Origin of the sequence: Pseudomonas sp. AL03, from assembly GCF_029960815.1 — a bacterium.
In the GTDB taxonomy this organism is placed as follows: Bacteria; Pseudomonadota; Gammaproteobacteria; order Pseudomonadales; family Pseudomonadaceae; genus Aquipseudomonas.
This window is the reverse complement of sequence record NZ_JASBRE010000029.1, coordinates 1-15,106: the sequence shown is the minus strand read 5'-3', so window position 1 is coordinate 15,106 and position 15,106 is coordinate 1. Positions and strand designations below refer to the sequence as shown.

The window sequence follows — 15,106 nt, the reverse complement described above, 5'->3', positions numbered from 1 at the left end:
GTGTGAAAAAAAAGCCGTCATTGAGACGGCTTTCTTGTCTGGCACCGGCAATCAACGCCGAGTCAACAACACCCCGGATTCCATGTGATGGGTCCACGGGAACTGGTCGAACATTGCGCATCGGGTGATGCGGTGGGTGTCGTGCAGTTGGGCGATGTTGGCCGCCAGGGTTTCCGGGTTGCAGGAAATATAGAGGATGTTGTCGAAGCGGCGGGTCAGCTCGCAGGTGTCCGGGTCCATGCCGGCGCGAGGTGGATCGACGAAGACACTACCGAACTCGTAGCTCTTCAGATCGATGCCGTGCAGACGACGGAACGGACGAACTTCGTTCAGGGCTTCGGTCAGTTCCTCGGCGGACAAACGCACCAACGTGACGTTATCCACAGCGTTTTCGCTGAGATTGCTCAACGCCGCGTTAACCGAGGCCTTGCTGATTTCGGTGGCCAGCACTTTGCGCACGCGCGTCGCGAGCGGGAGGGTGAAGTTGCCATTGCCGCAATACAGCTCCAGCAAATCGTCGGAGCGATCACCGAGTGCGTCGTAAGCCCAGTTGAGCATCTTCTGGTTCACGGTGCCGTTGGGCTGGGTGAACGCGCCTTCCGGCTGGCGGTAGCTGAAGGTGCGACCGCCGACGTCCATCTGCTCGACCACGTAATCGTGACCAATCACTTCGCGTTTACCCTTGGAACGGCCGATGATGCTGACGTTCAGGTCGGCGGCCAGTTTCGAGGCCGCCGCGTGCCAGTGCTCATCCAGCGGGCGGTGATAGCACAGCGTGATCATCGCATCGCCAGCCAGCGTGGTCAGGAACTCCACCTGAAACAGCTTGTGGCTCAAGGCCGCACTGGCTTGCCACGCCGCCTTAAGCTGCGGCATCAACTGATTGATACGCAGGCTTGCGATCGGGAACGCTTCGATCAGGATCGGTGTGCGTTTATCTTCCTGGGAAAACATCGCGTAGTGACGCTCACCGGCTTCGCGCCACAAGCGGAATTCGGCGCGCAGACGGAAATTTTGCAGCGGTGAGTCGAACACTGCAGGTTCTGGCGCACCGAACGGGGCCAGCAGGTCACGCAGGCGCGTGACCTTTTCTTCGAGCTGAACGGCGTAAGCCTGGGAATCAAAAGTCATGCGTTGAACCAACCCAACTTGATCACGAACAGAATCGACAGAATCACCAGCGCCGAGTTGAGCTCACGGGCGCGGCCGGACAGCAATTTGATCGCGGTCCAAGAGATGAAACCGAAGGCGATGCCGTTGGCGATGGAATAAGTGAACGGCATGGCCAGGGCGGTGACCACGACCGGTGCGGCGACGGTGATGTCGTCCCAGTCTATTTCGGCCAGGCCGGATGTCATCAATACCGCGACGAACAGCAGTGCAGGCGCGGTAGCAAAGGCTGGAACGCTGGCCGCCAATGGCGAGAAAAACAGCGCCAACAGGAACAGAATCGCCACGACAACGGCGGTCAGGCCGGTGCGGCCACCGGCACTCACGCCGGCGGCGGATTCGATGTAACTGGTGGTGGTCGAGGTGCCCAGCAGCGAACCGGCCATGGCCGCGGTACTGTCTGCGATCAGGGCGCGGCCCATTTTCGGCATATGACCGTCCTTGCCCATCAGGCCGGCGCGCTTGGCGACGCCGATCAGGGTGCCGGAGTTGTCGAACAGGTCGACGAACAGGAAGGCGAAAATCACGCTGACCAGCCCGATGTCCAGGGCGCCCTTGATGTCCAGTTGCAGGAACGTCGGGGCCAGGGACGGCGGCATCGACATCACGCCGCCAAACGGGGTGAAGCCCATCACGATCGAGGCGACGGTCACCGCCAGAATGCCGATCAGTACCGCGCCGCGCACTTTAAGCGCTTCAAGTGCCACGATCAGGGCAAAGCCGAGGGTCGCGAGGATCGGGGCCGGTTGTTTCAAGTCGCCGAGGCCGACCATGGTTGCCGGGTTGCTCACCACGATGCCCGCGTTATGCAGGGCGATCAGTGCCAGGAACAGGCCGATACCGGCGGCAATCGCCGAACGCAGCGGCAACGGGATGCTGTTGATGATCCATTCGCGGATGCGGAAGATCGACAGCAGGAAAAACAGCACCGCCGAGATGAACACCGCCCCCAGCGCCACTTGCCAGGTATGGCCCATGTGCAGGACCACGGTGTAGGTAAAGAAGGCGTTCAGGCCCATGCCCGGCGCGAGGGCGATCGGATAGTTGGCGATCAGGCCCATCACCGTGGAGCCGAAGGCGGCTGCCAGGCACGTGGCGACGAACACCGCGCCCTTGTCCATGCCGGTCTCGCCGAGAATGCTCGGGTTGACGAACAGAATGTAGGCCATGGCCAAAAAGGTCGTGACGCCCGCCAGAATCTCGGTCCGCACGTTGGTGTTGTGTGCCTTGAGTTGAAACAGCCTTTCCAGCATGTCTGCTCCCCGTGGCGCGCCCGGCGCCGTGAATGTATCGACCTCAACAGCAAAGCACAGACCGCTAATGGCGCCCTGGTGATTTTCTGTGGGTCGGAAAAAGCCGCGCATCATACCAGCAGCGTGGGGCTATGGCTGCTTATGGCTGCGATCGTCGTCGATGTTTTGCGCTAAAGCCAACTGCGCCATACTGCGCGCTGGTTTTGGGGGTACTTATGTATTGCATGAATAGACGTCTGATTGCCGTATGCGCAGTGTCGATCGCCTTGTTCCTGGGGGCACACACCGCCTCGGCTGCATCGGCGGCGCCGTTGAGTCAGGTGAAGGTACTCAAGGTCGAGTCGCCGGGCTGCGGCTTTGAAGACATCGCGCAGGGGCAAGAGCAAACCCGCTGCAATCACAGCGGACCGAACATCAAGGTCTACGTGCTGGAAGTCGGTTACGGTCGCAGCGCGCATGTCGGGCTGGATGGTTTTGAGGTGAACGGCACGCGAACCCCGGTCTGTGCTTTTGATAATGGCAACCTGACTGAGTGCACCGTCGGGAAAAAAACCGTCGGCTATTTGTATGTCTTCGATCTGGCCGGTAAGCAGGAAGGTACTTTCACCTTCAGCAACACGTCGATCAACGCGCCAGGCAATACGCTGTCGACGCAGCTTTACATCAAGTAACGGCGGGTTCGAACAAGGGGCAGGAAAGCTGACTACGCTTTAAAGATCATCCTGTGGACTGCGCCCATGACCTTTAGAGCTCTGATTACCCTCGCCGAGGGCATCGATGACCTGCAATCAGTGACCCTGATTGATGTGTTGCGCCGCGCCAAGGTTGAACTGGTGGTGGCCAGCATCGAGCGGCGGCGCATGCTCACCTGCGCGCGCGGCACCCGAGTGACGTCCGACGCGATGCTGGTGGACGTGCTGGCCCAGCCGTTCGACCTGATTGTCCTGCCCGGCGGTGCCGTGGGGGCGCAACATCTGGCGGCCCATCAACCCCTGCAACAATTGATCAAGGATCAGGCCGCGGCCGGACGCCTGTTCGCCGGCATCGCCGAGGCCCCGGCGCTGGCGTTGCAAGCCTTTGGCGTACTGCGTCAGCGGCGCATGACCTGCCTGCCATCGGCCAGCCATCAACTGTTGGGGTGCAACTTCGTCGATCAACCGGTGGTGGTCGATGGCAACTGCATCACCGCGCAGGGTTCAGGGGCGGTGTTGCCGTTCGCCCTGACGCTGGTGGAACAACTCTGCGGTAAGGCCACGCGAGCGGCGGTGGCGGGGGAGTTGGTGGTTTAGAGCGTGTCAGGCGTGGACGGCAATGGGTTCGATGATAGATTGATCGACAACTGCTTCAGGCCTTCACTTCTTCCACCGGCACACGAACGCTCCACGGCAAATCTCGCCAGGTACAGCGACATCAGCAGCGCCCCGACAGTTGGGCGAGTTTGAATCCGGCTTGACCGCCCATCACCAAGCTGTAACCAAAAGTTGCAGCGCTCGGAAATTTCGTTAGCTAGACACCGATATGCCTGGCCCCCATCGGTGAGGCAACCTGTCACGCGGCAAAAGACCACACCGTCCATCGTCAAAAATGGGACTACTCTTTTAACGTTGCTTGATCCAGATCAAGAACGCTCGTGGAAATGATCCGCAGGCCAGCTGGCCAGACTCCCTACGTTGTGATGTTTGTAAAAAAAGAACGAATTCAAATTCGCCACACTCCATATCCGTGGGGGCAGTGGGTGTAGGCCACAAGCCTTCAGCCGGTATTACCTGACAGAGGAAGACTTATGTTCGGTTTGGAGGCACTTGATCTTGCCCGGATTCAGTTCGCGTTCACCATTTCGTTTCACATTCTATTTCCCGCCATCACCATTGGCCTGGCGAGTTACCTGGCGGTGCTCGAAGGCCTGTGGCTGAAAACCCATAACGACACGTACCGCGATCTGTACCACTTCTGGTCGAAGATCTTTGCCGTCAACTTCGGCATGGGCGTGGTCTCCGGGCTCGTCATGGCCTATCAGTTCGGCACCAACTGGAGCCGCTTCTCGGACTTCGCCGGCTCGGTGACCGGGCCGTTGCTGACGTACGAAGTACTCACCGCTTTCTTCCTCGAAGCCGGTTTCCTCGGCGTCATGCTGTTCGGTTGGAACAAGGTCGGGCGCAATCTGCACTTCTTCGCCACGGTGATGGTGGCCATCGGCACGCTGATCTCGACCTTCTGGATTCTTGCCTCCAACAGCTGGATGCAGACCCCGCAGGGCTACGAAATCGTCAATGGCCAGGTCATTCCGGTGGACTGGCTGGCGGTGATCTTCAATCCGTCATTTCCTTACCGCCTGTTGCACATGTCGACGGCGGCGTTCGTTGCGACCGCCTTCTTCGTCGGTTCCTCGGCGGCCTGGCATTTGCTGCGCGGCAAGGACAACCCGGCGATCCGCACCATGCTCTCGATGGCCATGTGGATGGCGTTGATCGTGGCGCCGATTCAGGCCGTCATCGGAGACTTCCACGGGCTGAATACGCTTGAGCATCAGCCAGCGAAAATCGCCGCGATTGAAGGCCACTGGGAAAACGTCGGTGATGAACCGACTCCGCTGATCCTGTTCGGCTGGCCGGACATGAAAGCCGAGAAAACCAGATTCGCCGTCGAGATTCCGTACCTGGGCAGCCTGATCCTCACGCACTCGCTGGACAAGCAGGTGCCGGCGCTCAAGGACTTCCCGCCTGAAGACCGGCCGAATTCGACCATCGTTTTCTGGTCGTTCCGGATCATGGTCGGCTTGGGCCTTCTGATGATCTTCACTGGTCTGTGGAGCCTGTGGCTGCGCAAGAGCGACAAGCTCTATACCTCGCGGCCGTTCCTGTACCTGGCGTTATGGATGGGCCCGTCCGGCCTGATTGCGATCCTCGCCGGTTGGTTCACCACTGAAATCGGCCGTCAGCCGTGGGTGGTCTACGGCCTGATGCGCACCGCGGATGCATCTTCCAATCACAGCTTCATGCAGATGAGCATCACGTTGATCATGTTTGTCGTGGTCTATTTCGCGCTGTTCGGTGCCGGTCTGGGTTACATGATGCGCCTGGTGCGCAAAGGGCCGAAGATCGACGAAGGCAAGGAAACCAACGATGGTGGTCCTGGCCAGAAACGCACGCCGGCCCGTCCGCTGTCCGCCGCCGATGACAACGGTGACGGTGATCACAGCCCCAGCCTGACCAAGGAGATTTGAATCATGGGTATTGATCTTCCGCTGATCTGGGCCGTGATCATCATCTTCGGCATCATGATGTACGTGGTAATGGACGGCTTCGACCTGGGCATCGGGATTCTCTTCCCGTTCATCAAGGGCAAGGCTGATCGTGACGTCATGATGAACACCGTCGCGCCGGTCTGGGACGGTAACGAAACCTGGCTGGTACTGGGCGGCGCAGCGTTGTTCGGTGCCTTCCCGCTGGCGTATTCGGTGGTGCTCTCGGCGTTGTACCTGCCGCTGATTTTTATGCTGATCGGGCTGATCTTCCGCGGTGTGGCCTTCGAGTTCCGCTTCAAGGCCAAGGACGACAAGCGCCATCTCTGGGACAAGGCGTTCATCGGTGGCTCAATCGCCGCCACCTTCTTCCAGGGCGTGGCATTGGGGGCGTTCATCGATGGATTTCCAGTGGTCAACCGTCAGTTTGCCGGCGGCTCACTGGACTGGTTCACGCCGTTCACAATGTTCTGTGGCGCAGCGCTGGTGGTGGCTTACGCGCTGCTTGGCTGCACTTGGCTGATCATGAAGACCGAAGGCAAGTTGCAGGAACAGATGCATGACCTGGCACGACCACTGGCCTTCGTGGTGCTGGCGGTGATCGGTATCGTCAGCATCTGGACTCCCCTGGCCCACGCCGACATCGCGTCTCGCTGGTTTACCCTGCCGAATCTGTTCTGGTTCCTGCCGGTGCCGATTCTGGTGCTGGTGACCATGTACGGCTTGATCCGCGCGGTGGCTCGCAATGCGCACTACACGCCATTCCTGCTGACCCTGGTGCTGATCTTCCTCGGCTACAGCGGCCTGGGCATCAGCTTGTGGCCAAACATCGTGCCGCCGTCGATCTCGATCTGGGACGCCGCCGCACCGCCGCAAAGTCAGGGCTTCATGCTGGTGGGCACGTTGTTCATCATCCCATTCATCCTGGGTTACACCTTCTGGAGCTACTACGTGTTCCGCGGCAAGGTCACCCACGAAGATGGTTACCACTAGAACACGCGACAGCGGCGCAGTGCTGATACCTGCGCCCTTTCAGAGGAGATTGCGATGATGGCGGGTAAACATTCCTTGCAGGAAATCGAAGCAGCAGAGAAAAAGCCGCTCTGGCAGCGACTCGGTTGGCTGGCGATGATCTGGACCGGCAGCGTTGTGGCGCTGCTCATCGTGGCCAGCCTGATGCGCCTGTTCATGAATGCCGCGGGCCTGACGACCCACTGATTTTTGGACACCTGATCCCATTCCGTTACCTTGCGGCACGGATTTACAACCCTCCCGATGGAGGGTTTTTTTTACCCGTCATTTGCGGGCTTTAAGGATCACGAACTTGGGTGTGGCCGCCACTTGCTCGACGCCGCGGAACAACCGCGCGAGCTTGCTGTGATAACCCAGATGCCGGTTGCCGACGATGTACAACGCGCCGCCCACCACCAGTGCCTCTCGGGCCTGCTGGAACATGCGCCAGGCCAGGAAGTCGCCGACGACTTGTTGTTGGTGAAACGGTGGATTGCACAGCACCACGTCCAGGGACTGAGGTTCCTGACCCGCCAATCCATCGTCGGCACGTACAACCACTTCCCGGTCACCGAGCGCCGTGCGCCAGTTTTCGGCGGCCGATTGCACGGCCATGAACGATTCGTCCACCATCGTGTAATGGGCCTCAGGGTTTTGCAAAGCGCTGGCGATGGCCAAAACCCCGTTACCGCAACCGAGGTCGGCGACCCGCGCCGAGCCGAGGTTCTTTGGCAGGTGCGGCAAAAACGCTCGCGTGCCGATATCCAGCCCTTCGCGGCAGAACACATTGGCGTGATTGACCAGTTCGATCTCAGGCGTGTCGAGTCGATAACGGGTCGGGTAGGGGGACACGACGGGCGCTTTGACTTCAGCGGTCGCGATCAATAGCCGAGCCTTCTTCACCGCCAACGAGGCTTGCACCGGGCCGATGTAGCGCGCCAGCAGATCGCCCGCGGCTCGGGGTAAATGCTTGATCATTGCGGCAGCAATCACCTGAGCACCCGGCGCGAGTTGTCCCTGCAAGCGAATCAATTGCTCTTCCAGCAAGGCGAGGGTTTTCGGGATCCGGATCAGTACCCGGTCAAAAGGGCCCGAAAAGGCTTCGCTGGCCGGTACGCTCGGCACCGCATCAAACGCCTGGCCGTTACGGATGAGATTCTTTTCCAGCCCCTGAAAGGCCAGGAACGAGTCGCCGCTGCTGGTCACTTGAACCTTGCCCACCAGGCTGGCGGCCAATGCGCCAAAACTGTCGTTGAGCACCAAAACCCGAGTGTCGGCCGAGGGCTGTTGGTCAGCCAAATGATTGAGCAGGTATTCGTCTGCGGCATCAAACGCCTGCAGCGGTTCGTTCTGCTGGTCGGGCTGGCGGATCAGGTCGAGTCGGGCGAAGGGGGTTTCGAGCAAGGGCATTGGGCGGGGGCTCTGGGTAATCAACGGGGGTATTCAATAGAGATGTCCCGCAGCCCTGAGGCGTTGTAGCGGGCGGGACCGTCCGAGTGGACTGCAGCGTGTAGTTTTACACGTCATCACTCAGGGGGAACCGCAAATGGTACGTTTTTTTCATTTGGATTACTTGCAGGTTTTTATGATCAACCTATAGCGCTGCTGTTGAGAGAGCCGCACTTGGTTGCGGCGAGCACTGCCGAAATTTTGTTATTGACTCCCAGTTTCAGAATCGCGCTTTGCACATGGAAATTGACCGTGCGTGCGCTGAGATTAAGGATTCTGGCACTCTCATACGCAGTCTTACCCACAGCCGCCAGTTTCAATACGTCGATTTCGCGGGGGGTCAAATGCGGTGCGGAGGGCTTCACCGCTTTCTTGGGCAGTGTCTGCGCGATTAACGTGTGGAGATGGTGCCCAATGAACATTGAAAAACCGAGATTTTCGTACAGCTCAAATGCCGTTATCGGGCAATGGCTTCTCGCCAGGCTCAGAATGCTGCAATGACCGTTTTCCTCGTCATGGAACGATTGTGACCAACCGTGCTGCAATCCTCGTTGCTCAAGCGCGTCCCATATCCACGGGGTCTTGGAAAAAAGTTCTTCACTCCAAAGGACCGGTAGTCTGGAGTGATTGCAATGAGCCAATACCGGATCTATCGCGCCGAAGTTTTTTTGTTCATATTCAATGTTCCAGTCTGTAGGGTAGTAATTGAGCTGAACAGTCTTAAACTCGTCAGTTTTTATTTGGTATGTCGTTGAAAAGGCGAAAAATTTAAACCCTATATTTTTCGCGAATCCAAGTGAAATCCTGTAGGCAGTATCAATCTCCGTTGCACACGATAATTGGTTGAGCTGTGATTCCTTCCACCTCTCCATCTTGTTTCTCCATTTGTGGAATTACCCGGGGGTGTTTTTTTGGATCCAATTTATGTACGAGCCGAGTGTAGGATAATTCCTACGTGCGCGTTGAGAATATTTTGCGTTACTGACGTTCTTTAAAATAGTCTCTGGTTCTAACGTTTAGCAGCATGAGCCTGGATAGCGGGATGTCGGGCTTAATATAATTGGCTTTGTAATTGTGAGTTATCTGAGCGGTTAGTATTAGATCGTCTATATGAAGTTTTTGAGGGTGAGCGTACCTGGCTAAAGCCACTACAAATCATCGGTGTTTAAGCCACTCGCTTTGCGGGACACTGTGGCTATCTGTTGAATGGAGCACCCCATGACCGCCAGTGCAGAAAAGTTCACTCGCCAGACCTTGCTCAACGTCCAGCCGTTGACCCCCAGCCTGTTCACCCTGCGCACCACCCGGGATCCGGGTTTTCGTTTTCGTGCCGGGCAATTCGCCCGGTTGGGCGTTACCAAGGCTGACGGCAGCACGGTATGGCGCGCCTACTCCATGGTGTCGTCGCCCTATGACGAATTCCTCGAGTTCTTTTCCATTGTGGTGCCAGGGGGGGAGTTCACGAGTGAGCTGAGTCGGCTGGGCGTCGGCGATACGCTGCTGGTCGAACGCCAGGCCTTTGGTTACCTGACGCTTGATCGCTTCGTCGATGGCCGTGACCTTTGGTTGTTATCCACAGGCACTGGTCTGGCGCCGTTTCTGTCGATCCTGCAGGACTTCGAGGTCTGGAAGAAATTCGAACGAATTATCCTGGTCTACAGTGTGCGCGAAGCCCGGGAGTTGGCTTATCAGGAGCTTATCAGCGGGTTGGCGCAGCGCGACTACTTAGCGGAGTTTGCGCACAAGCTGCGGTTCATCACTACCGTCACTCGCGAGGAGCATCCTGGGGCCCTGAGTGGCCGGATAACGACGCTGATCGAAAGTGGCGAGCTGGAGCGGGCGGCAGGCTTGGCGCTGACGGCCGAGCATTCCAGGGTCATGCTCTGCGGCAATCCGCAAATGATTGATGACACGCGTAAATTGCTCAAACAGCGCCACATGCACTTGAGCCTCAGCCGACGCCCCGGGCAAGTGGCGGTGGAAAACTACTGGTAAAAAAACGGCGCCTCGAGGGCGCCGATTCTTGTTTTACAAAAGCGTTCAGGGCCGATTGTTCTGGGCCTTAAGCAGATCGCGGATCTCTTCCAACAGCTCCTCTTCTTTGCTCGGAACCGGCGGCAGCGTTGGCGCAACGGCCTCTTCGCGTTTCAAACGGTTGATGGCTTTTACGCCCATGAAGATCGCGAAGGCGACGATGATGAAGTCAATCATGCTCTGGATGAATTTACCGTACGCCACCATTACCGCCGGGATATCGCCGTTGGCTGCCTTGAGCGTAATGGCCAGGTCGCTGAAATCCACCCCTCCGATCAGCAGGCCGATGGGTGGCATCACCACATCGCCGACAAACGATGAAACGATCTTGCCGAAGGCGGCACCGATGATGATGCCGACGGCCATGTCGACCACGTTACCTTTGACCGCGAAGGCCTTGAACTCAGTTATCACGCCCATAGGTTATTTCCTTGTTACAGATGAGGTTGGTGAGCGCAGTGTAAATCAGCTAAACGGGTCTTGCTCGAAACACCTTCTTACAATGCTCGGTGTTATCGACACGTTTGCCGGTAATTAGTTGACAAAGTGCCATCAGTCGCGCACGTTTAATACACGTTAGCCACCTGATTATCCACATAAAATTCTAAATCATCGCATTACGTTCTTTCTATTTATGTTCTGCGACTTCGACCTCTAGCCTCTGATAAGCGCACTTGGATTGCGCCTTAAAAAACAGAGGAACCTGAAATGAATTTGACCATTGGCCTTGGGGCTTTTCCCCGTCGGCGCACCCTTGGCGTTTTGACCGCCAGTCTGCTGTCTTTCTCCGTCAACGCAGCAACCCTGACCCGCGATAACGGTGCTGCGGTGGGCGACAACCAGAACTCGCAAACCGCCGGCGCGACCGGCCCGGTGTTGCTGCAAGACGTGCAATTGATCCAGAAGCTCCAGCGCTTTGACCGTGAACGCATTCCTGAGCGAGTGGTGCATGCCCGCGGTACGGGTGCCCATGGCACCTTCAGCGTGACTGACGACCTGACTGATCTGACCAAGGCCAAGGTGTTCGCCGCTGGCCAGAACACTCCGGTGTTTGTACGCTTTTCGGCGGTGGTCCACGGCAACCATTCACCGGAAACCCTGCGTGACCCTCGCGGTTTTGCCACCAAGTTCTACACCGCGGACGGCAATTGGGACCTGGTCGGCAACAATTTCCCGACCTTCTTCATCCGTGACGCCATCAAGTTTCCAGACATGGTCCATGCCTTCAAGCCTGACCCGCGTACCAACCTTGACGATGACGCCCGTCGTTTCGATTTCTTCTCGCATGTTCCGGAGGCGACTCGCACCCTGACCGAGTTGTACTCTAACTCCGGTACACCGGCCAGTTATCGGCAAATGGATGGTAATGGTGTTCACGCCTATAAGTTAATTAACGCCAAAGGTGAAGTTCACTACGTGAAGTTTCACTGGAACAGTTTGCAAGGGATTAACAATCTCGACCCGAAAGCCGTGACGAAAATTCAAGGTGAAGATTACAGTCATATGACCAAGGACTTGGTTGCACATATTAACAAAGGCGATTTTCCGAAATGGGACTTGTACATTCAGGTTTTAAATCCTCAAGACTTGTACAAGTTTGATTTCGATCCTTTGGATGCAACCAAGATTTGGCCCGGCGTTCCAGAGCGAAAAGTTGGACAAATGGTCTTGAATCGTAATCCTGCGAATGTCTTCCAGGAAACGGAGCAAGTTGCTATGGCTCCGGCCAATCTTGTTCCCGGTATCGAACCTTCGGAAGACCGATTGTTGCAGGGGCGCGTGTTCTCTTATGCCGATACGCAACTGTACCGTCTGGGGGCCAATGCGATGCAGTTGCCGATCAATGCTCCAAAGACTGCGGTAAACAACGGCCATCAGGACGGCGCAATGAATATCGGCCACAGCAGCACTGGGGTGAATTACCAGCCAAGCCGATTGCTGCCTCGTGAAGAGCTGCAAACCGCGCGCTACAGCCAATCGGCGCTGTCGGGCAGCACGCAGCAGGTGAAGATTCAGCGTGAACAAAACTTCAAGCAGGCCGGCGATCTGTATCGCTCCTTCAGCAAGAAAGAACGCAAGGACCTGATCGAGAGCTTCGGTGGTTCGCTGGTCACCACCGATGATGAGAGCAAACACATCATGCTGTCCTTCCTCTATAAGGCCGACCCGGAGTACGGGGCCGGGGTGACCGAGGTTGCCAAGGGGGATCTGAACCGGGTCAAGGCTCTGGCCGCCAAACTGGTTGACTGATTTTTCAGCCTGAAGCGGGGCCTCATGCGAGGTCCCGTCTGGCAAAGGAGCCTTGTCATGCGTTTTTATCTGTCATTTTTTCTGGCGTGTTTGCCGTTCAGCGTGCTCGCCGGGCCGGCCACGCAAGGCACGAAAGATCCTGCTGCACTGAAAGCCCAATTGCAGGACTACTACTTCGATGCTGCCCGTCGCGGCGATGTGCCGATGCTCGAGGCCTTCATCGAGGCTGGATACTTCCTCGATACTCACGATAACAAGGGCTACACCGCACTGATTCTGGCGGCTTATCACGGGCAGAGTGCGGCGGTGGACCGATTGCTCGCTGCCGGGGCAGACGCTTGTGCTCAGGACCCTCGTGGCAACACGGCGCTGATGGGCGCGATTTTCAAGGGCGAAGTACAGATTGCTCGAACCCTACTGGCGACCAATTGCAGCCCCGATCAACGCAATGGTGCCGGGCAAACCGCAGCGATGTACGCCGGATTGTTCAAGCGCGTCGAGTTGCTCGACGCGCTCAAAGCCAAGGGGGCGGACCTTTACGCCGAGGATCCGCTGGGCAATAGCGCCGCGCGTCTGGCCAGCGGTGAAATCCGCACCGCGACGCCGCGCTGATCCGCGCCAGCTGAGCTATCATCGCGGTTTTTGCCGGGAGTTCAGATGGCCAAGGCCAAGCGCATGTATGGCTGCACCGAGTGCGGCTCAACCTTCCCCAAGTGGGCTGGCCAGTGCGGCGAGTGCGGGGCCTGGAACACGCTGACCGAAACCATGGTGGAAAGTGGAGGCGCCGCAGCACCCAGCGGTCGCACCGGCTGGACCGGACAACAGGCACAGATCAGGACCCTGGCCGAAGTCAGCGTCGAAGAAATCCCGCGTTTTTCCACCGCCTCCAGCGAGCTCGATCGGGTGCTGGGTGGTGGTCTGGTAGACGGCTCGGTGGTGCTGATCGGCGGTGATCCGGGCATCGGCAAATCGACCATTCTGCTGCAAACCTTGTGCAATCTCGCCAAAGTCATGCCGGCACTGTACGTCACCGGCGAAGAATCCCAGCAGCAAGTGGCCATGCGCGCCCGCCGTCTCGGCTTGCCTCAGGATCAACTGCGGGTGATGACCGAAACCTGCATCGAAACCATCATCGCCACGGCCCGACAGGAAAAACCCAAGGTGATGGTGATCGACTCGATCCAGACGATCTTCACCGAGCAGCTGCAATCGGCACCGGGCGGCGTGTCGCAGGTTCGGGAAAGTGCGGCGTTGCTGGTGCGCTATGCCAAGCAGAGCGGCACAGCGATTTTCCTGGTCGGCCACGTGACCAAAGAAGGTGCATTGGCCGGGCCGCGAGTGCTGGAGCACATGGTCGACACGGTTCTGTATTTCGAAGGCGAGTCCGATGGGCGCTTGCGTTTGTTGCGGGCGGTGAAAAACCGTTTCGGCGCCGTCAACGAGCTGGGCGTTTTCGGTATGACCGACAAGGGCCTGAAAGAAGTCTCTAACCCGTCGGCGATTTTTCTCACCCGTGCGCAGGAAGAAGTGCCGGGCAGTGTGGTCATGGCGACGTGGGAAGGGACGCGGCCGATGCTGGTGGAAGTCCAGGCGCTGGTTGATGATAGCCACCTTGCCAATCCGCGTCGGGTAACGCTGGGTCTGGATCAGAATCGTCTGGCGATGCTGTTGGCGGTGCTGCACCGTCACGGTGGCATTCCGACCCATGATCAGGACGTGTTTCTCAACGTGGTTGGCGGGGTGAAGGTGCTGGAAACGGCATCCGACCTGGCGCTGATGGCGGCGGTCATGTCCAGTTTGCGCAACCGGCCACTGCCCCATGACCTGCTGGTGTTCGGCGAAGTCGGGCTTTCCGGCGAGGTACGCCCGGTGCCAAGCGGCCAGGAACGCTTGAAAGAAGCCGCCAAGCACGGCTTCAAACGCGCCATCGTGCCCAAGGGCAATGCGCCGAAAGAGGCGCCGCCGGGGTTGCAGATTATTGCTGTGACACGTCTGGAACAGGCGTTGGACGCGTTGTTCGAGTAATGAGGTCGGGGGTGTTGATCAGACTTCGATCAGCGCCCCCAGCTCCCGCTCCAGCGCTTTCGGGTCACCCAAGTTGAATTCGATCAATCGCCGTAGGCATTCAATGGATTCCAGGCTGATATGCCGGCAGACGAAGCCGAGCTGGCTGTGGTCATCATGGGTCAGATGCACATCCATCTTGATTTCGATGTCATCGCTAAGATGAATGTCGACAGAAAAATCCTGCTCTCGACTCCCCAGCCACGGCTCGGGCTTTTCGATTAACAGTCCCTTGAGCGACAGGTCGATCAGCGTTACTGGCCAGATGAAGGCCCCTTGGCTCAGCTCGGTTCGGGCATCGAACGCAATACGTTTGAAACGGCGGCGATCGGCAGGGTGCTCGCTCATGGCGCAATCCTCGAAAAGGTTCGCTGACTATAGACCCGCTTCCTTAAAGGCTGCCAGCAAAGTGAAGGCTCAACCAAAGTCGGGGTATGGCCTTTGCGGCCGTTAGCGCTAAACTCCGAACGGCTGTCTTTCTTGTCCACCCTGGCTGGAATCATAAAATGAAAAATAATAATAGCCTGCTACGCCACTTGCCCTGGCTGCTGCTGGCAATCCTGGGAGCGTGCGCCCTTGGTGTCGTGGCCCTGCGCCGCGGCGAAGCGATCAACGCCCTCTGGATCGTAGTCGC

General features: G+C 58.0%; 15 protein-coding genes and 1 pseudogene. 10 read left to right on the top strand and 6 right to left on the bottom strand.

Annotated features, from left to right (window positions below; genetic code table 11):
• Positions 1–51: 51 nt before the first annotated feature.
• Entirely contained in the window at positions 52–1,131 is a 1,080-nt protein-coding gene (gene trmA, locus QK293_RS22655; RefSeq protein WP_282381271.1) for a tRNA (uridine(54)-C5)-methyltransferase TrmA, read from the bottom strand.
• Entirely contained in the window at positions 1,128–2,423 is a 1,296-nt protein-coding gene (locus QK293_RS22650) for an NCS2 family permease (RefSeq protein ID WP_282381269.1), read from the bottom strand. The genes trmA and QK293_RS22650 overlap by 4 nt, the downstream gene beginning before the upstream one ends.
• 215 nt (positions 2,424–2,638) lie before the next feature.
• Between QK293_RS22650 and QK293_RS22645 the strand changes: the two genes are divergently transcribed.
• The 5 genes from QK293_RS22645 to QK293_RS22625 all read left to right on the top strand — a co-directional run bounded on the left by QK293_RS22645 (position 2,639) and on the right by QK293_RS22625 (position 6,882).
• Positions 2,639–3,094, top strand: a complete 456-nt coding sequence (locus tag QK293_RS22645) for a DUF4879 domain-containing protein (RefSeq protein WP_282381267.1) — start codon at positions 2,639–2,641, stop codon at positions 3,092–3,094.
• 66 nt (positions 3,095–3,160) lie between these two features.
• Positions 3,161–3,712, top strand: a complete 552-nt coding sequence (locus QK293_RS22640) for a DJ-1 family glyoxalase III (RefSeq protein ID WP_282381265.1) — start codon at positions 3,161–3,163, stop codon at positions 3,710–3,712.
• 494 nt (positions 3,713–4,206) lie between these two features.
• Complete coding sequence (locus QK293_RS22635; protein WP_282381263.1) at positions 4,207–5,646, top strand: cytochrome ubiquinol oxidase subunit I; 1,440 nt, start codon at positions 4,207–4,209, stop codon at positions 5,644–5,646.
• A 3-nt stretch (positions 5,647–5,649) separates the two neighbouring features.
• Positions 5,650–6,657 (top strand): cytochrome d ubiquinol oxidase subunit II, encoded by a 1,008-nt coding sequence (gene cydB / locus QK293_RS22630; RefSeq protein ID WP_282381261.1) that lies wholly within the window; start codon positions 5,650–5,652, stop codon positions 6,655–6,657.
• Between the two features lie 57 nt (positions 6,658–6,714).
• Positions 6,715–6,882, top strand: coding sequence for a DUF2474 domain-containing protein (locus QK293_RS22625; protein ID WP_282381350.1), 168 nt, complete (start codon positions 6,715–6,717; stop codon positions 6,880–6,882).
• 78 nt (positions 6,883–6,960) lie between these two features.
• Here QK293_RS22625 and QK293_RS22620 read toward each other — a convergent pair whose 3' ends face one another.
• Both QK293_RS22620 and QK293_RS22615 read right to left on the bottom strand, forming a co-directional pair.
• Complete coding sequence (locus tag QK293_RS22620; protein ID WP_282381259.1) at positions 6,961–8,085, bottom strand: class I SAM-dependent methyltransferase; 1,125 nt, start codon at positions 8,083–8,085, stop codon at positions 6,961–6,963.
• Positions 8,086–8,264: 179 nt separating this feature from the next.
• Positions 8,265–8,996, bottom strand: a complete 732-nt coding sequence (locus tag QK293_RS22615) for a LuxR family transcriptional regulator (RefSeq protein ID WP_282381257.1) — start codon at positions 8,994–8,996, stop codon at positions 8,265–8,267.
• A 346-nt stretch (positions 8,997–9,342) separates the two neighbouring features.
• Between QK293_RS22615 and QK293_RS22610 the strand changes: the two genes are divergently transcribed.
• Positions 9,343–10,119, top strand: a complete 777-nt coding sequence (locus QK293_RS22610; RefSeq protein WP_282381255.1) for a ferredoxin--NADP reductase — start codon at positions 9,343–9,345, stop codon at positions 10,117–10,119.
• A 45-nt stretch (positions 10,120–10,164) separates the two neighbouring features.
• Here the strand turns inward: QK293_RS22610 and mscL are convergent, their stop codons facing one another.
• Positions 10,165–10,578: a large-conductance mechanosensitive channel protein MscL gene (gene mscL / locus QK293_RS22605; RefSeq protein WP_282381253.1), complete on the bottom strand. Its 414-nt coding sequence runs from the start codon at positions 10,576–10,578 to the stop codon at positions 10,165–10,167.
• A gap of 288 nt (positions 10,579–10,866) precedes the next feature.
• Here mscL and QK293_RS22600 point away from each other — a divergent pair, with 288 nt between their 5' ends.
• The 3 genes from QK293_RS22600 to radA are packed head-to-tail and all read left to right on the top strand — an operon-like array spanning position 10,867 to position 14,433.
• Positions 10,867–12,408 carry a catalase gene (locus QK293_RS22600; protein ID WP_282381250.1) on the top strand — a complete coding sequence of 514 codons (1,542 nt, stop codon included), beginning with the start codon at positions 10,867–10,869 and terminating at the stop codon, positions 12,406–12,408.
• Positions 12,409–12,465: 57 nt separating this feature from the next.
• Positions 12,466–13,020, top strand: a complete 555-nt coding sequence (locus QK293_RS22595; protein WP_282381248.1) for an ankyrin repeat domain-containing protein — start codon at positions 12,466–12,468, stop codon at positions 13,018–13,020.
• Between the two features lie 45 nt (positions 13,021–13,065).
• Positions 13,066–14,433 (top strand): DNA repair protein RadA, encoded by a 1,368-nt coding sequence (gene radA, locus QK293_RS22590; RefSeq protein WP_033054257.1) that lies wholly within the window; start codon positions 13,066–13,068, stop codon positions 14,431–14,433.
• A gap of 18 nt (positions 14,434–14,451) precedes the next feature.
• On the opposite strand, the gene QK293_RS22585 is transcribed toward radA, so the two are convergent.
• Positions 14,452–14,820, bottom strand: a complete 369-nt coding sequence (locus tag QK293_RS22585) for a PilZ domain-containing protein (RefSeq protein ID WP_282381243.1) — start codon at positions 14,818–14,820, stop codon at positions 14,452–14,454.
• A 158-nt stretch (positions 14,821–14,978) separates the two neighbouring features.
• Between QK293_RS22585 and QK293_RS22580 the strand changes: the two are divergent.
• Positions 14,979–15,106 (top strand): annotated as a pseudogene (locus tag QK293_RS22580) (carbon starvation protein CstA); the annotation flags it as partial.

Bases quoted from the DNA above. Each gene is read 5' to 3' on its own strand.
- QK293_RS22610 (WP_282381255.1), top strand. From the start codon at position 9,343: ATGACCGCCAGTGCAGAAAAGTTCACTCGCCAGACCTTGCTCAACGTC.
- QK293_RS22615 (WP_282381257.1), bottom strand. From the start codon at position 8,996: ATGGAGAGGTGGAAGGAATCACAGCTCAACCAATTATCGTGTGCAACG.
- QK293_RS22585 (WP_282381243.1), bottom strand. From the start codon at position 14,820: ATGAGCGAGCACCCTGCCGATCGCCGCCGTTTCAAACGTATTGCGTTC.
- mscL (WP_282381253.1), bottom strand. From the start codon at position 10,578: ATGGGCGTGATAACTGAGTTCAAGGCCTTCGCGGTCAAAGGTAACGTG.
- cydB (WP_282381261.1), top strand. From the start codon at position 5,650: ATGGGTATTGATCTTCCGCTGATCTGGGCCGTGATCATCATCTTCGGC.
- QK293_RS22620 (WP_282381259.1), bottom strand. From the start codon at position 8,085: ATGCCCTTGCTCGAAACCCCCTTCGCCCGACTCGACCTGATCCGCCAG.
- radA (WP_033054257.1), top strand. From the start codon at position 13,066: ATGGCCAAGGCCAAGCGCATGTATGGCTGCACCGAGTGCGGCTCAACC.
- QK293_RS22645 (WP_282381267.1), top strand. From the start codon at position 2,639: ATGTATTGCATGAATAGACGTCTGATTGCCGTATGCGCAGTGTCGATC.
- QK293_RS22640 (WP_282381265.1), top strand. From the start codon at position 3,161: ATGACCTTTAGAGCTCTGATTACCCTCGCCGAGGGCATCGATGACCTG.
- QK293_RS22650 (WP_282381269.1), bottom strand. From the start codon at position 2,423: ATGCTGGAAAGGCTGTTTCAACTCAAGGCACACAACACCAACGTGCGG.
- QK293_RS22595 (WP_282381248.1), top strand. From the start codon at position 12,466: ATGCGTTTTTATCTGTCATTTTTTCTGGCGTGTTTGCCGTTCAGCGTG.
- trmA (WP_282381271.1), bottom strand. From the start codon at position 1,131: ATGACTTTTGATTCCCAGGCTTACGCCGTTCAGCTCGAAGAAAAGGTC.
- QK293_RS22635 (WP_282381263.1), top strand. From the start codon at position 4,207: ATGTTCGGTTTGGAGGCACTTGATCTTGCCCGGATTCAGTTCGCGTTC.
- QK293_RS22625 (WP_282381350.1), top strand. From the start codon at position 6,715: ATGGCGGGTAAACATTCCTTGCAGGAAATCGAAGCAGCAGAGAAAAAG.
- QK293_RS22600 (WP_282381250.1), top strand. From the start codon at position 10,867: ATGAATTTGACCATTGGCCTTGGGGCTTTTCCCCGTCGGCGCACCCTT.